The 15285-nt window shown below is 38.6% G+C and carries 20 protein-coding genes and 1 pseudogene; all 21 read right to left on the minus strand.

What is annotated here, in order from left to right; translation table 11 throughout:
* Positions 1 to 449: 449 nt before the first annotated feature.
* The 21 genes and pseudogenes from MTF70_RS11955 to MTF70_RS12070 all read right to left on the minus strand — a co-directional run bounded on the left by MTF70_RS11955 (position 450) and on the right by MTF70_RS12070 (position 15267).
* Positions 450 to 683 (minus strand): hypothetical protein, encoded by a 234-nt coding sequence (locus tag MTF70_RS11955; protein ID WP_054702353.1) that lies wholly within the window; start codon positions 681 to 683, stop codon positions 450 to 452.
* A 145-nt stretch (positions 684 to 828) separates the two neighbouring features.
* A complete protein-coding gene (locus tag MTF70_RS11965) occupies positions 829 to 1305 on the minus strand; it encodes a hypothetical protein (RefSeq protein ID WP_054702491.1) in 477 nt (158 codons plus the stop codon).
* Between the two features lie 67 nt (positions 1306 to 1372).
* Positions 1373 to 1490, minus strand: a pseudogene (locus MTF70_RS11970) (DUF3265 domain-containing protein).
* Positions 1491 to 2198 carry a hypothetical protein gene (locus MTF70_RS11975; protein ID WP_053397287.1) on the minus strand — a complete coding sequence of 236 codons (708 nt, stop codon included), beginning with the start codon at positions 2196 to 2198 and terminating at the stop codon, positions 1491 to 1493. It lies immediately after the preceding pseudogene.
* Between the two features lie 156 nt (positions 2199 to 2354).
* Positions 2355 to 3299, minus strand: coding sequence for a sce7725 family protein (locus MTF70_RS11985; protein WP_054702884.1), 945 nt, complete (start codon positions 3297 to 3299; stop codon positions 2355 to 2357).
* A gap of 19 nt (positions 3300 to 3318) precedes the next feature.
* On the minus strand, positions 3319 to 4167 hold the full coding sequence (locus tag MTF70_RS11990; protein WP_105068920.1) for a sce7726 family protein: 849 nt from the start codon (positions 4165 to 4167) through the stop codon (positions 3319 to 3321).
* A 217-nt stretch (positions 4168 to 4384) separates the two neighbouring features.
* Positions 4385 to 4858 carry an SHOCT domain-containing protein gene (locus MTF70_RS11995; protein ID WP_054702887.1) on the minus strand — a complete coding sequence of 158 codons (474 nt, stop codon included), beginning with the start codon at positions 4856 to 4858 and terminating at the stop codon, positions 4385 to 4387.
* A 196-nt stretch (positions 4859 to 5054) separates the two neighbouring features.
* Positions 5055 to 6524: a hypothetical protein gene (locus MTF70_RS12005; protein WP_205460927.1), complete on the minus strand. Its 1470-nt coding sequence runs from the start codon at positions 6522 to 6524 to the stop codon at positions 5055 to 5057.
* Positions 6525 to 7278: 754 nt separating this feature from the next.
* Positions 7279 to 7509, minus strand: coding sequence for a hypothetical protein (locus MTF70_RS12010; RefSeq protein WP_017820907.1), 231 nt, complete (start codon positions 7507 to 7509; stop codon positions 7279 to 7281).
* Between the two features lie 129 nt (positions 7510 to 7638).
* The gene (locus tag MTF70_RS12015) at positions 7639 to 8277 is read right to left on the minus strand and encodes a DJ-1/PfpI family protein (RefSeq protein ID WP_054574092.1); all 639 of its coding nucleotides are present in this window, start codon (positions 8275 to 8277) and stop codon (positions 7639 to 7641) included.
* A 165-nt stretch (positions 8278 to 8442) separates the two neighbouring features.
* Positions 8443 to 8841, minus strand: coding sequence for a VOC family protein (locus tag MTF70_RS12020; protein ID WP_017820909.1), 399 nt, complete (start codon positions 8839 to 8841; stop codon positions 8443 to 8445).
* Between the two features lie 205 nt (positions 8842 to 9046).
* Positions 9047 to 9619: a hypothetical protein gene (locus MTF70_RS12025; protein ID WP_248394029.1), complete on the minus strand. Its 573-nt coding sequence runs from the start codon at positions 9617 to 9619 to the stop codon at positions 9047 to 9049.
* Between the two features lie 192 nt (positions 9620 to 9811).
* On the minus strand, positions 9812 to 10261 hold the full coding sequence (locus tag MTF70_RS12030; protein WP_005377826.1) for a nuclear transport factor 2 family protein: 450 nt from the start codon (positions 10259 to 10261) through the stop codon (positions 9812 to 9814).
* Positions 10262 to 10424: 163 nt separating this feature from the next.
* Positions 10425 to 10829 carry a lysozyme inhibitor LprI family protein gene (locus MTF70_RS12035; RefSeq protein WP_021033854.1) on the minus strand — a complete coding sequence of 135 codons (405 nt, stop codon included), beginning with the start codon at positions 10827 to 10829 and terminating at the stop codon, positions 10425 to 10427.
* Positions 10830 to 11219: 390 nt separating this feature from the next.
* Positions 11220 to 11471: a TIGR03643 family protein gene (locus tag MTF70_RS12040; RefSeq protein WP_080960059.1), complete on the minus strand. Its 252-nt coding sequence runs from the start codon at positions 11469 to 11471 to the stop codon at positions 11220 to 11222.
* 98 nt (positions 11472 to 11569) lie between these two features.
* Complete coding sequence (locus MTF70_RS12045; RefSeq protein ID WP_047100680.1) at positions 11570 to 12070, minus strand: GNAT family N-acetyltransferase; 501 nt, start codon at positions 12068 to 12070, stop codon at positions 11570 to 11572.
* A gap of 150 nt (positions 12071 to 12220) precedes the next feature.
* The gene (locus tag MTF70_RS12050; RefSeq protein ID WP_033905190.1) at positions 12221 to 12601 is read right to left on the minus strand and encodes a hypothetical protein; all 381 of its coding nucleotides are present in this window, start codon (positions 12599 to 12601) and stop codon (positions 12221 to 12223) included.
* Between the two features lie 153 nt (positions 12602 to 12754).
* The gene (locus MTF70_RS12055) at positions 12755 to 13159 is read right to left on the minus strand and encodes a DUF1801 domain-containing protein (protein WP_017633973.1); all 405 of its coding nucleotides are present in this window, start codon (positions 13157 to 13159) and stop codon (positions 12755 to 12757) included.
* Between the two features lie 141 nt (positions 13160 to 13300).
* Entirely contained in the window at positions 13301 to 13633 is a 333-nt protein-coding gene (locus MTF70_RS12060; RefSeq protein WP_005377819.1) for a YnfA family protein, read from the minus strand.
* Positions 13634 to 13697: 64 nt separating this feature from the next.
* Positions 13698 to 14165, minus strand: coding sequence for an Sbal_3080 family lipoprotein (locus MTF70_RS12065; RefSeq protein WP_005385757.1), 468 nt, complete (start codon positions 14163 to 14165; stop codon positions 13698 to 13700).
* 418 nt (positions 14166 to 14583) lie between these two features.
* Complete coding sequence (locus MTF70_RS12070) at positions 14584 to 15267, minus strand: DUF4336 domain-containing protein (protein WP_205460928.1); 684 nt, start codon at positions 15265 to 15267, stop codon at positions 14584 to 14586.
* Between the last annotated feature and the right edge of the window lie 18 nt (positions 15268 to 15285).

Here is a 15285-nt window from a genome sequence, read left to right on the forward strand (position 1 = left end):
ATCGCTCATTTATGAGGCGAAGCCTTTTCTTTGCGCTCTTGATACTGTCTACGTTTAAAACACCAGTCCATACCTGCCATAAACACCGCCCCGAAGACAGTCATTAAGTAAACTCGATATGATACAATAGGCGATAAGTTGAGATAAAAACCGTTTCGGACAAATGAGCTCACAAAAATAACTGGAAAGCTAAATGCTAGGCCATGAGTGAGACAATGTATCAAGAAGCCTTTCTTTCGGATTTTTAACCACTGAACTTGTTTTGGTTTATCCATTTTTTATTCACTTTTGGGATTGGCGTATAGCGCTGAGTTAATACGTGAACTATCGCACAACGAACTTCAACCATACTACCGTGAACATTCAACCCAACGATCGAATGAAAAACGGTAAGCGTTGAGAATCATTAACCTCAAGTCACACTATAAATTTTCTACGTTATTAGGTAGCTAACTTTCTACTGTCTTTTTGCCGCACTTTACACAAACTAGGTGACGCTCAAACTCATCCATAGAGGCAACAAATGCACCAAGAGCCCAACCTTTAATAGCGCCTGCTATAAATTCCTTAAACTTCTGATTTTTGGCACCTTTAAAAGCACACTGTTTTCTGACCAAGACAACTACGTGATGAATATCCGTACCGCAATCTGAACAGTAACGAACTTCTGTTTTGTGAGACATTCTTTTTCCCCATTAATGCTAGCGCCCAATTAAGGTGCGAGCAACGCTATACAGAAGCTCCTGCATACCACCTTAACAACGAAACCTGATGCATTGTAAAAATGCCACGCGTTGCGAATCACTCTTAAACAGTTTGTTAACTGTACTACTCAGCAGCAAATGGCTTAGTCGAAATTTTCATGTAATTTATTGAATCGATAAACCGCTGTGCCTTTTCTAAGCTTCTCGTATAAAAACGCTTAACAACCTGTTGTTCATCGTTCTTTAGCTGAATGATAAACCAATCTCTTTTGCTATACAGTTCAAGCGCCAATATCGAGTTGAAATAATACCTTGAATTGATTTCTGATAGCCTTACGTTTGAAGATGACAGGAGCAAATTTGAAGCGTCATTATAATTGCTAACTGCCACTGCTTTTGAATTTTTACCTGCTGATAACCCGATATAAGAACTGGTCACAACAAGACCTTCAGGTCTAAATTTTTGGGGCTGTTCCATTATGACCTGTTCAATCACATTCGCCGCAACTTCTGTGTTTACCATATCAGAAGGAGAGTAAGGTACTTGCTTAGCAACACACCCTGTTAGCAAAAGAACCAAAAATATAAACCACTTTTTCATTTTAGAAACGACCTGTTTTTGTGTAACTTGCTCGTAATTTTTATATCGAAGTACAGTTAACGCCCTGTTAAGGGGTGAGCAACGCAATACCGATGCCGCCGCATACCACCTTAAACACTAAAACCAACGCATAGTGAAAATGCCACGCGTTGCGAATCCCTCTTGAACAGTTTGTTAGCCCTCAACTACAAGACAAACACCTTTTCTTTTTTATCTTTTAAGCACTGCATACTGTCAGATGGAGATATATGAAGAAAACCCCATTTATATGAAATATGACCATTATATCGGTCGCCTAAAGAGATTGAGCCAACTTTTTTAACTACCAATCGATCTTTTGAGGTGGCTTTCGTTTCCCTTTCAAAATCAACACTAGAGTCCGTGGTTAAAGTAAGAAGCATAAGGTAGTTAAATGACCCAGAGCCACCATAATTTGAGGTTAACCTTAAAATATGAACCCCACTAAATGAGCAACCAACATACTGGTACACAATCGTTTTTTCATTATCTTGAAATCGCACAATAGGATAACCATCAGCAACACTCTCAACGGTGATATCACCAAAATAGCGATTACTCCCATTTGAATCCGCGATGTTAACTGCTACAACCTGATCTCCTGTATCTGATAACCAGCCGTTTAAATCTTCAACGATTGCTGGTGAGATGTAAGTATCAGAGATGAAAGAGTATTTCTGATTTGTAAAAGTTCGAATCAAAGGATTACGAGATGATAAAGAAATAAAGCGAGAGCCAATTACTCCATGAACAGCATCTCGGAAATATGTGCCGATGCTAGCAAGAAATACGATTACAGGCTCAGGGCTAGCGTCAGTAGCAAACCAATACACACATCCAAATAATACTAATACATTTACTATTCGAAATATCACTATTTACTCCTGAGGGCTAACGCCCTGTTAAGGTGTGAGCAACGCAATACCGACGCCGCCGCATACCACCTTAAACACAAAACGCAACGCATAGCAAAAATGCCAAGCGTTGCGAATCACTCTTAAACAGATTGTTAAGCTGCGTTTTTCAGTTTTCTACAAGATCTTCAGCAACAATTCAATATGATGTTTTATCGCTAGCTTTTTCATGTAACCGAGATTAGTTGAACGCCCCTCGTTATCAATATCAATAATTTCTTTGATTGCTTCAGAGAAGCTAAAGTAATCTTTGAACTCATTAATAAATGCCACCATTTCAGGTAAAGCCTCATGGATCAAAGCTGCTTGATCTGATGTTGGGTACTCGTACACTTTAGATAAGAAGTGACGAACCCAGATATCACCAGTGTCAGTAACTTCATGTGTAAGATGTAAAGCCGCCGTATATGGCTGAAAACCACCTGATTTGAAACGCTCAGATAACGTCGTATAGTCTCCAAAGCCAGAAAAACCATCCGTTATATAGGTTAGATGCGCATCTGTATAAAACTCGTGATTAGGGTCGGCATATTCAGAGTTTTTGCTAACCGAGCGGAAGCAATCTGAAATGTTAACTCTTGAAAAGTCGTTAAATTGCTGCTTATAAGAACGACTTACGTTGGAGTCGATGAAAATATGATGACAAAAGTTTACGTTCGAAGAAATACTAAACAAAAACTTAGGATCTGAAAATGAAGCATTATGAATGAAAGAAAACTTTCGTTCACCGATACTAGCTAAGAAATCATTGATTTCGCTAGCTTTTGTTGAACTATTTAATATAAACGCAAAATGTTGAGCCTGTGTTTTAGATTTTATCTCATCTACCAACGCTGTCATTTGCTTGGGAGATTTCCCTAAATCACCATTTTGAGAGTTGAAAACAATAATGTGCTCAACATTCTTATCACACAATGTATTGATACATTTCAATACAGGAGAAAAACCTTTAGTTACAGGTTCAATTATCGGTACAACCTTTCCACTTTCTGAAAGTTTACCTACACACTCCCTGAGAGCAAGGAGCTCATTTTGCTTCCCTCGTAAAAACGGAAAGTACATACCGACACCTCTTCATTTATTATGAAAATTGTTGCTTTAGACTATGCAACATGATGCCATAGTTCTCCTCAGAAAAATTAGATGTACATATCAAAGATAACAGAGAGTTAGGAAACTTTGATAAGGTTTCCTTATGCTTTCCATAATGCTCTCGTTGTTTTAGAGCTTTTTTGAATTCAGAATTAACAACTTCTTTAGGTAAAGCTTCGAACATTTTCTTACACTCACTTCTGACAAACGCAGGTTTTACCTGCGGCAATTCACCAAAGTGAGCTAATACAATGTCGAATATTTCATTTTTATTTAAACAATCAAAAACTAGATCATGTTTCAATAAGTCAGTATGAATACTCGATGGTTGAACTTCCTCGAATGTGTAACGGTCAGTGAGCACGAGAATACCGATGCTATCATCTACCTCTTTCTTCAGCTTTGAAAGCTTGGATTCGGGAACAACAATATTAACCTTTTCAAAAACTTGCCTATAACTTTCCAACTGATGCTTCAATCGATAGAAAGTATCAAACTCAGTTTTGATTTCATACGCCGTAGAACAACCATTAACAACGACACAATCAGCTATAGTCTTCCGAACTCGAAACTCTGTGAAGTACGCTACATTTGCCATTTTGTGGCGACCTTTAACTATTTTTTCAGCGATGGCATTTTTGTACACATACTCATTTCGATACTCTTTCACCAACCTTTTGTACAGATGCTCAAAAGCTTCCCACAAAGTCAAACCATCTTCGTGTAAGTGTCTAGCCATCAAGAGTTTAAGTTTATCATTACTCTCTTCGTCCATAAGTGCCATCATAGACTTTTTAGAAAAGAGATTTGTGATCGTATGCCTTTCTGAATTGTTCATTTTGACATCTGTACCATCATTAGAATAAACCTATAACTAATTAACTCGCTCACATAAGATCTTAGCATTCCATCTATGAAAAATCACTCAGATTAAGCTACAGTAGAATCCCCTCAGCAGCTTAACGCCGCATTAAGGTGTAAGCGGCGCTTGGCTATACTTGAGCGAAGCGAAACCGCCAAGCGTTGCGAATCACTCTTAAATGCTTTGTTAGGTTTTAGTTTTCAAGTAGCTTCGATTTTGCTTTTGAAAACTCTGATTCAGTCAACAGCCCACGTTCATACAGGTCAACAAGTGAATTTAAGTCTGACACTTTACTCGTAGATTTAGATGCATTTGTATATTCATATGTGTATTCACAATTCACGTTCATAACAGCTGTGATTATGTCGCGACCATGATCAATAATTGTCACATCTTCCCATTTTGGTAAAGACACTGATTCCCTATTGTTAGCCGCATATTCTTTTGCCGCATTATTGATAAGATTCGTGCACCCAGCGAAACCATCACTACTACTTCTTACGAACTGGTATTCACTGTAATGTCCAGCGACAGTAAAACCGTTTTCAACTTGTTGAATACTAAATTCATCACCATCTTTCGTGTGAACTGGTTCTCCGACATGACTTGGCTTAGTTGAACAACCAACTAACAGTGCGACTAGAGAAACACTTAATAACTTGCGCATAAGAAACCTCGACATCAACAAACTGGAACATCATACCATATAGTATAGAGTGAGGAATTGATTAAAAACCTAACGCCCTGTTAAGGTGTGAGCAACGCAATACAAAAGCCGCTGCATACCACCTTAAACACTAAACGCAACGCATAGTAAAAATGCCAAGCGTTGCGAATCACTCTTAAACAGATTGTTAGCATAATTAAGGCACGACATCCGTCAGCTCTTTGATCGCATTGCTTAAATAGTCCGGACGTAAAATATCGATGTCTAGACTTTCCAAGTGTTGTTGGAAATCAAATTTCATTGTTGGAGTATCTTGATCTGCTTCCTTAGCATGTTCTAAGACCTTGGCAAAGCTCAAGTCTGACCTTTTGATAACAGAACATAAATAATCGAATGATTCGACTGATATAAAATAAATATTTTTCAGTGGAATACGAGCGTCATTAAAAATACCTTTATAAATCTCATCTATAGCTTCCTTTGCAATAGAATCGTAAAATGTTTGCCCACTACCTAAATAAAGCTCTTTATAGGTAACAACTAAGAGATAATTATTTTCTTTATGATCAAGGGAAGATATACCATGCTGATAAATATGATTATTAAGACTATTGGCTTGCTTAATTGCTTTTAATGCACTTGACTTAACTTTTCCTAAAATCACTTTTGGATCATCAGATACTTTACCTAAGTATGGAAGCTCTACTCCTTTAGCATCTATAAAAATGCTACTTTCTTGTTCCGTAATAACGAAATCAACAACTCCCACTCCTTTAGGCAAACCTTTTTTCAGGGCATTTTCTTCCAAGTAAGTACATTCAGAATAAACCAGACCATTTTTAAGATAGGACTCGAAAATTTTGCCAAAACTATCCATAAAGTACTCTGGATCATCTAGCTTTAGCAAGTTATAAATATACTGTTCAATTGTACGTAAAAGGACATAGATATTAACGCAGGTATATTTTTCTTTATACTTTATCAATGGAAAATTTAAAAATGGCGTTTGTTCATACCATTCAGAATAAGTACCATTTGAGAAATCATTTTTCTTGATTAGTTGCTTAGCTTGAAAAATATCGATTGAAAGCAGATCTAATGTTTTTTGAATGTTGTCTCTTCCTAACTTATCAAAGACTATTTCAAAGTCATTTATCGATATCGTTTTATTATATTTTTGAAATGCCGCGTATATAACTAGGCAACATTTATTGAAGTCCTTAACATCAATACTTGTCATAGACTTAAACTTTGTTTTCAACCTATGATTCTCTGGCAACTCGGAAAAAAGTCTATGATTGGTTGCTACGCTTGTTGCAGATAATTGCTTTTGATAAATAAATTGCTGAAAAGCAATATTACGCATCATGTTCCTAAAATGAGTAACCTCTGTTGGCATTTTTACTAAATTACCCAAATCATAGGCAGTATCCAGAATCCTCATAAATTTTTTATCTGATAAAGCTTTCGAAGATTGTGGGTGGACACGATTTTCTAAAAAATTCCATTTCAAAATGAGCATAATTAGCCAAGGATGACGTCGTAATCTTTCTACATCGTCTTTTACGTTGGCATTCATATATCCGTATAAAGCATCTGCCAAATCGGCGGCATCATAGCCTCGAAGCAAACTTTTAACTTTTTTGATTTTTCTTTGATACTGCATACTTTCTACCAACTTTATAAATTATGCTAACGCTTGTTAAACAGCTGCAAGCCGTTTTTCATTTCTTAATCTTGCAGTTTTTTCCCCGTGGCTTCAAAGATTAATTAGAAAGTTAGTGATTGCGGTGGTGAATTAGATTGTAAAAAGCAGCTTGATACATCGGTGTTGAGTTTGAGCCATTTCGTCACAAAGGTGGGGGGAAGAATTAATCATACAGTCAACTTTGACCGTAGATTTTCTGTCTCCCAATGAGTAGTACTTTTGATATCAATTGAGTTTTAAAACCCGGGCTTGCAGAGGTGGTAAAATACAGTAGTTTCATTTCTGTAAGTGGTTGATTTTGAAGTGTGCACATTTTGCAAATTCGCGCTTTTTTGAGTGATAAAATACGTAGAGAATTATGCGCAACCTTATGAAAATAAAATGAAAAAATATAATTTCTATCCTATCTTGACATGGTAGGGGTCGGCGATTCGAGTTCGCCCGGACCCACCAAATTTTAGAAAAAGCCCACCTTTTGGTGGGCTTTTTTGTGTCTGTAATTCATTGATACTCAAGTAAAACTACTTCTTTTCTTGTCCCTTGTTTTTGCTCTGCTTTAGCCCCTTGTTAGAGATAAAAGCGCACTACTTGATCCGCAACACTACCTCAAAACCCTAAATGCAATGCATAAGGTGTATACGCTTCAAACCCACTAGAGCCGTCTATAAATTATGTTGCGTGCCACTAGCCGTGGCATTAGAGACACTGACTATTAATCTAAATTATCTGGCGTGTGAAGATTGGTGCCGCATATTGTACATTTGTAGTCACCAGTCGCTTCGCCTTCCATTAATGAGCTAATTATTGCTGCAAATAGACCTGAGAAGAAACCTTTAGCTTTTTTCTCGGTCTTTTCCTGCGCTTTAGAGAAGCTTTCGTACCGATGTAGCGTTACTTCTTTACAATTACAGCAAAACGCTCTTGTCTCTTCAGAACCGTACATTTTTACCAATTGATTTACTCCCTGTAAGTTAATTTCCCCAAGTGGCGTTATGTTCAAGGGTAAGTCACACAAGACTGATGTGTGACTTACCCTAAACACTAAAACTAACGTAATGTAAAACACCACATGTTATGAATGATTATTTAACGCCTTGTTATCCGAGCTTGCTAACTCTGCTGATTGAATTGTTGTGGCAATAAGCTCTTCAAATAGCTCTAATTGCCCAGCAGGTATCAATTGATTTTGTATAGCTTTTCGTTTGTTTGAGTCAAATAGCCGCTCTGTTAACCAACCAATTAGATACATCAGTGAAAGACAGCCACCGGCCGTCGCTACATTACCGTCTATCACGAGAGGCAGATCCTGAACATCTCCTCCCATACTTTGTAGAACAGCCTTTGCATCTGGGTTTGTTGTTAATCGCTTGCCTTTTAGTAAACCGAGTTCATGGAGGATGAATGATCCCGCACAAATCGAACCTATTAGCTGCCTATTTGGATCAAGATTCAACGCCGACATAAATTCAGCATCTTTTAAAGCGGCTGGAATACCCCGTTTGCCGCTTGTAATAAGAACGACATCTTGATTCGTCACCTCAGAAAGGTGTCCGTCTGTTTTAACTTTCATACCGAGGTGGGAATGATGTTCAGATTTAGTTCCAAGTATACTTACTGTCCAACTGTCGGTTGTGCGCCCCAGCAAGTCATACATAAGAAAGAAATCGACATCCGTGAAATCATCAAATAAAACAACGCCGATTTTATACATAACATTTATCCTTTTGGACTTACTCGTAAGTCGCAAAATGTGTAGTAGGAGGGGAGGGGCATTCGATACACAAGCTTCTGCTAAGCACCTTAAATACCAAAGGCGGTGCAAACTAACAATGCCATGTGTACCAAATCCCTATTATAAAACTTTGTTATGTTTGTTTTATGAGCCCGCCCAGAAAAACTCAACCCTAATACCACTTGGGTCGTAACACATTAAATGTTTTGCGGGTCCTGTTTTAACAAGCTCGGGACCAAACTCAATTTCGATTCCCGACGCCATAAATTGATCACGCAACTCATCGAGTTGCTTCTCAGTCTCTACGAGTAAAGCTAAGTGATGCAAACCAATATTCGTTTTTCTGTCAAATGGAGTGGCGGCATCAGCCTTAGCCGCCCATAGTGTAAGCATGATATGCCCATCACTCACAAATATTGCCGGGTAGTCTGGATTTCTTTTCACTTCACTCCAACCTAATTGTTCAGTGAAAAACTTCGCGCTTGCTTCTAGGTTAGATACGGTTAAACCTACGTGGTGTATGCCTTTTGTTAACACAGTCACTTTGTTTCCTTACTCGTTTTAATGGCTATCAAACAAAGATAACTCGATAAAAAGTAAGCATCAATACACATATATTGATTAACTTCGTCAATCTATTCGAATACGGTAATCCAACTGGAAACATAACATTGTAAACAAGAAACCCAATCTTGAACTAAAAATTAAACTTAGAGTTCATTCTTAAGTGCTGTATTAATCAAATACATTAATAGCCATAATATTTAAGCCAGCCTATAGGGCATATCATTCCATTAAAGGTTTGAATGTTCTTATTCAAGCTAACGTCTTCCAATTTGTAACAGTGAACAACATTACTAGTCGAAGTAGATGCTGGTGTTGAATACGTCACAGGTTTAGAAGCGTTTGCTTTATGTATTTCATGTGCTCGCTGCTGGTTTATCGCCACTTGATTCTTGTGATTGTTAACTTCTCGCAATCCAGATTCTAAGGGTAGGTGCCAATCCTTACATGTTGTTCCTAAACCATCATTCTGAGACTGATATTCTGATAACGCTACACGAGCTTCATTTACAGACTGATCGATATCGGACTGATCGACTAGCCAAGTAGAAAAAGAATAGTTAATGGCCTCTCGATAGTTTACGGATTGCTCTAAGCTATAAGCATCGGAGTGAAAACAGGCCTCTACCACTGCCCATTGAGTCGATAGGTTTGATAATACGTTTTCAGGTATAGGCTGAAGCTGGCTTTGCGTAGACTGGCAACCGGTTAGAAGAAAAGGGACAGGGAGTAGTTTTAGAAAAAATTTTTGGTTCATTTTAATTTTAAAATTAGTGCAATCTTTTTCATTATCATAATACAGGACGATTGAAGAAAGTAGCATTTCTATCAGTAAGGGAATATAGCTAACGCACTGATAAGGTGTGAGTAAAGCGATATCAAAGCCCTTAACACACCTTAACTACGAATACTACCGCATAACAAAGATGCTATGCGGTAGCGGTAGTATTCAGGCTTGAACAGTTTGTCGCACGTTGCTCTCGCCTGACAGCACGGAAATTCTCTCAAAATCTCGACTCGGGAAGTCAGGGTCTACGTACACAAACATACGACTTATCATTTTTCCTTCAAACTCAAATACACTACAAAAACGCCCTGTGGAAACTTTGTTGTCCGGCCAAGAGGTACCATCACTCATTACGCCGCCTTCCTGTCCTTCAACAATGACCTTGTTTCCAGCAGTCGTTATTTGAAAGCCGTCTATGTCGTGCCAGATACTAATCAACGAGCTACCAATCCTATTGCCAAACTCCACTAAGGCACTCTTTCCTTTCGCTTGCCCAAATTTAGGAAAGAAAAAATCAACATCCTCTGAGAATAGATCCAGATAGCTAGGATCACCGGCATCTATTTTCTCGAAATACTTAACTACTAGCCCAACTAAATCGTCTTTTTCCATAATTATTTCACACCCATATTAGCTTTACGCACAACGCAGAGTTAAATAGTAAGCGGAGCGACCACTCAACCTGAACGTTTGCATCTTAAACACCGAGTACATTTAAACTGAAATTGCCAAGAGTTGCGAATCTTATTGAAGTGCTTTGTTAGATGTAATCCGTTTAGCCTACGTATACACCATTGAAGTATTCGACGCGTTCTAACGTCATTCTTAACTTACATTCTTCAATCTGGACACCTTGCCAGGGTGAGGGCGTGGAAGACAGGCCCGTAAACTCACATTCGGCGTCTCTGTATTTTAGCCAAGCTCTTTGGGCCTTTCGAAATGGCTCTACCAGTTCGGTCTGAGACCATGTTTCCCTTAGTGCTTTTTCTTCCTCACCTATTCTAGCGATTGCTTCCTTGTAACTTTCGTTAAGCTCTTTATCTGCAGATTCCATTTTCTTTTCTACACACTGATAACCAGCCATAACGCCACCGCCTTTTACTTTGCAGGGATCTTCAACATCATCAGAGGCCAAGCAAGGTAAAGAAACCAACGCAAATATCATAAGTAATTTGTTCAAAATTGCCTCCAAGCTCCGAGTGCTTGTTAAACCGTTATCAGCTATTTTTCCTTTTTAATCATGCAGCTTTTTGCCTGTGCCTTCAAAGATAAAATAGAAGGTTAGTGATTCTAGTGCCTAAACAGAAGGTAAAAGAAGATTGATACACGGGTTAAATGACGCCTTAATCTGAGTTATTTTTAGTGGGCGTTTTGTATCAATTTTTTCTGTGGAATCATTAGTTTGATGGCGTCTGAGGATGTTAAGATGACTCCCATTGAATTTATTATCGCCCTGAAACACCTAGGTTGAATTAAGTGGTGACTATTCCCCTCCAATCATGGAGTTGATTCAAAGGTAGGGCGATAAATGTTGCGATTCGTAATAAAAATTTATGCCAAGTGCAGTTCGCTATCGCGGCTTATATTGAGTTGGGCAATAACCTCTAATGATGTCTGAGTTTCGTAGCTTGTTGTGTTTTGTATTGCGCCCCGAAACCCTTTTACGCCACAATTTAAAGCTACTTGATTTGAGCCGGCTACGCATAAACTGAATCACGTCGGATTCATTCAAACCAAATTGAAATTCGATAGCCTCATATGGGGTGCGGTCTTCCCATGCCATTTCTATTATTCTTGACTCAGTTTCCGAGGTCAGTTTCATTTCAAATAACCTATTTTAGAAAAGAGAATTCTACGACGGAAATTGAGTCTTGGTTCAAATGTTCTTATATGCGTGCTTAGTGTTTAGCGACTTAACACCTACAAAAACTTCTCAATGAGGACTTCGTCTACGTATCTCCCACGAACTTTTGCATGCTTCTTCGCGGTCCCTACGATTTCGAAGCCTTGTTTGAGATAGGCTGATAACGCTCGCTCATTATCGCTGCGAACGTACGCAAATAGTTTTTCGTAACCCTTTTGTTTGGCTACTTCGAATGTCGATTTGAAAAGCTGTTTAGACACACCTTGGCCACGAGCACCGTCACTAACAAACGTACCAATTATGCCAACATGGTCAAAAGCTTTTGTATATTGTGCAAAGGGCTCGATATTTTGGAAACCAATGACTTGTGAGCTATTTTCGGATAAAGCGACTGTAAACACGCCCCGTTCTGGGAAATGAGTAATGAACTCTTTTTCTTCTTCAGGTGTGAAAGGCGTATCTAATACAGTGTATAAACCTTCAATAATGATGGGATTGAGGACGTTTGTAATGCCTTCAGCATCACCTAAAGTTACCTGACGTACAATTAAATTCATGCCACTTAGCTCCTATTAAAATTAGGGCTGTTTTGTACATGAGTTGGAGACTTGCGGCAACAAGTAACGTCATTAAGTCGTAAAGAATATACCTATTACACTTAAGCGGCGGTTAATAGTGCTGATTGTTACTTTAGTATTTCTGATATATCACTTTTTAAGTGACGGCTTAACTTCTACAGAATATTTCCACATCACGATCCCGTTTTCTACAAGATCATAACTCGCGCTCTGACCCTCGGAGTTGAGAACAAATACCGGCATTTCCATCCTTGACGTAGCGCCATCTCGGTTGCATGACATGGTAGCTTCAAGCTGTATGCTATTTTTGCTCGGTTCTGAAAGGGTTCCTAAGTACGTGCAGCCGTCGACAAAACTGGTTTTGCTTTTTCCTTTAGAGGATATTTCAAAAGTCGGAAAAATGAATGTTGATTGAGGCTCTGTTACTACCACATTGACTTGATAGTTCGTCGCTGAAAAAGCATTGAAATGAGCTCCAAGCATAAGTAAGAACAAGATTTTTGATTTCATAAACTCTTCTTTATTTCGATATTACTAGTTTGGTTACGGCGCTATTAACGTGACCACTTAATCTAAAACTTTACTGCGGAAGCATTAAAAAGGATACAAAGGTAGAGTAGTTGAATATGGTTAATCGGCCGTAAATAGTTTTATTAAGCGATCTTACATACCTAAAAGAGGTAAGTTCTTTCGCTTTTGATAGGTTAATGCTAATTCTAAACAGGTCTTGATTGAAGCTTCTGGCAAAGGTGCTGATAAAGATAGAATTATTGCTCGATTACCCTGAAACTCAAGTGAGTCACTATACAGTTCGCGGAATGTGTCGACGAGCTTAGTTTGGCAATTAAAGAACAGATAATAACGACTAGGCGTTTTCTGTTTCCAATCCATCCTTACCGGGCTACCTGTTTTCACACTGTAGCTTGGCTCTCCCCATTTTAGAGATTCTTCAACTTCCCCCAGTTTTAATTCAGAAGCGATAGTTAAGACGATATTTCGTAGCTCTTCTATCCGAATACGCACATGTTTTGGATACTCATCAAATCTTGCCTTCACTGCATGGTTCATTAGTATCTCCTATAAATAGCGCTGTTTTGGGGTGAAGCCCAAGCGTACTTTGGCTATGTAGCAATTACGTCATAATGTTATTAATCAATAAATCTAGCACATAGCCAAAATACTAAGCGTAAGGGTTTCCCTCGGTTACGTTTAGGATGCTCTGGGTGAAAACATGATGATTGACATGCCAAGCATAGCGACAGAAACCCCCACTATGTCCCAGAGCGTTGGTCGAACGCCGTCGATACACCACAACCATAGAATTGCGACAAAAATATAGACACCACCGTAAGCGGCATAAACTCTGCCAGTTGCGGTAGGATGTAAAGATAGAAGCCAAGCAAACATAGCAAGGCATAGCGCTGCTGGTACCAAAAGCCAAACTGACTTATCTTCCTTTAACCAGAGATAAGGTAAGTAGCAGCCTAATATTTCTGCAATGGCGGTTATAAAGAAAAGCCCAATGGTTTTGACTTCAGTCACTTAAACATTCCTATCTTTCTCTACAAATATATGATGCTTGTTAAATGGGCAATTGTTCGGCTCATTACATTTCGCCCAGCTTAATCTTGGATTGAGCCTCACTCACGGTTTGTTTACCGAATAACAGATCCATCATCGAAATGATTCGTTTGTTGTCTTTACCCCATTTATCTGGATTCGCGCTGTTTGGTGCTTTAAATTCAACTTGTCCTACTTTTTCGTTATTTTTGTAGGCTTTGATCTGAGCATCAGCGATAAATGTTCTAAAATCCCAGCTCCAGCGTGATACGTAAGTAAGTGTTAGCTCAGAGCTAACAGGAGGCGTGCCGTCGCTTACGACTGTGCATTTATGGGCGGTATCCAAACACCAGTCTTGCATCGAATCTAAGAAAACATCTCGCGTGGCGTTGTCTTTTACGATGGTGATTTCCTTGCTCTGATTTTCTTTCGAGATTGTTTCTACCGTATACTTTGGTGCCGCACATGCAGCTAATAGAATAGGCAAGCTTAGAATGATGAGTTTTTTGTGCATCTTATGTCTCTTTTTTTTAAATTTATATATTCAAACAACTTCAAGATACTGAGTTCAACGAGAATAACTAACAAGCATGGCAACTGTTATTAACAAAACCTTTAGAGTAGAAGGGTTTGTTTCGGGAGTATGCCAATGTCTCGATGCAAAATAATTAGTAAGAGATTGCTATTGCGTTATGTTAACTCTTGAACTTATGTCCGTATCAATGTCCAGAATTCTTCGCATTGAAGTTTTTGAAGTGCAATTCTAACGGAATTTTAAATTGCTGCATAATGCTCAATTAAGAGGAATAGGGGAGCTTATCGTTAAACATAACGTGTAGTGCTGTAAATTCGTCCCTAAGACTAAGCTAAAAGGGCCTAATGTTTTAAAATAGCTTCTTGTCTATTCTGTTGTGTGAGTTTTCAATGTTGTCTCATACTAGCCACTTAAAAGAGCGCTGTAAGAACTCGTCTGCATTATCAAGGACGATTTCACCGTGAGCCATAACCAATATATTAGGTTTCCAAGACAGCAATTTATTTAAGTGTTTTCGAGCCTCTTGTTTGCTAAACATAAAACTTAGGCGCCAATCCAAAGGCATTTTTCCATTCGGAGCAAGAATACCGGCCCCTTTAGCCACAAACCGCTGCCAGTAGTTAAAGTCCTGGCCAGAAAAATTCTCGACGAGGTCAGTAACAATTAAGGTCTTTGAAAGTCGATGATAAAACACACACTCTTCCATTAATGGAGAGCCAGAAAATAGTTCTTGTTCAACCTCAGAGTTCCAAGCATTACCGCCTTGGTTAAGTGAAGCGTGAAAGTGTATATCACGGCACTTCTTAATGACTTCATCTGTGCCATAAACTTCTGCGCTAGGATAGGCAAATACCCATTCAGATAAGAACAAGTGGTGTAAATGATTAGGAGCGATTAAGTATTTCACTTGGCCTAGATTGTTGATTTGCTCTCTAATCGAATTTGATAACTTAATTGGACTATGAATCCAAAGGCCACCATCAGAAAGCCTAACAATAGTCATACGAGTGGTGTATGGGAGTCCTAAAAATTGGACGGGATCTCCATCAAATATCCATATCTCATGGGCTAACTTTTTCATGTCTCTCCAACCGTTAAC

Origin of the sequence: Vibrio sp. 2CM40D, from assembly GCF_023161825.1 — a bacterium.
Lineage (GTDB): Bacteria > Pseudomonadota > Gammaproteobacteria > Enterobacterales > Vibrionaceae > Vibrio > Vibrio alginolyticus.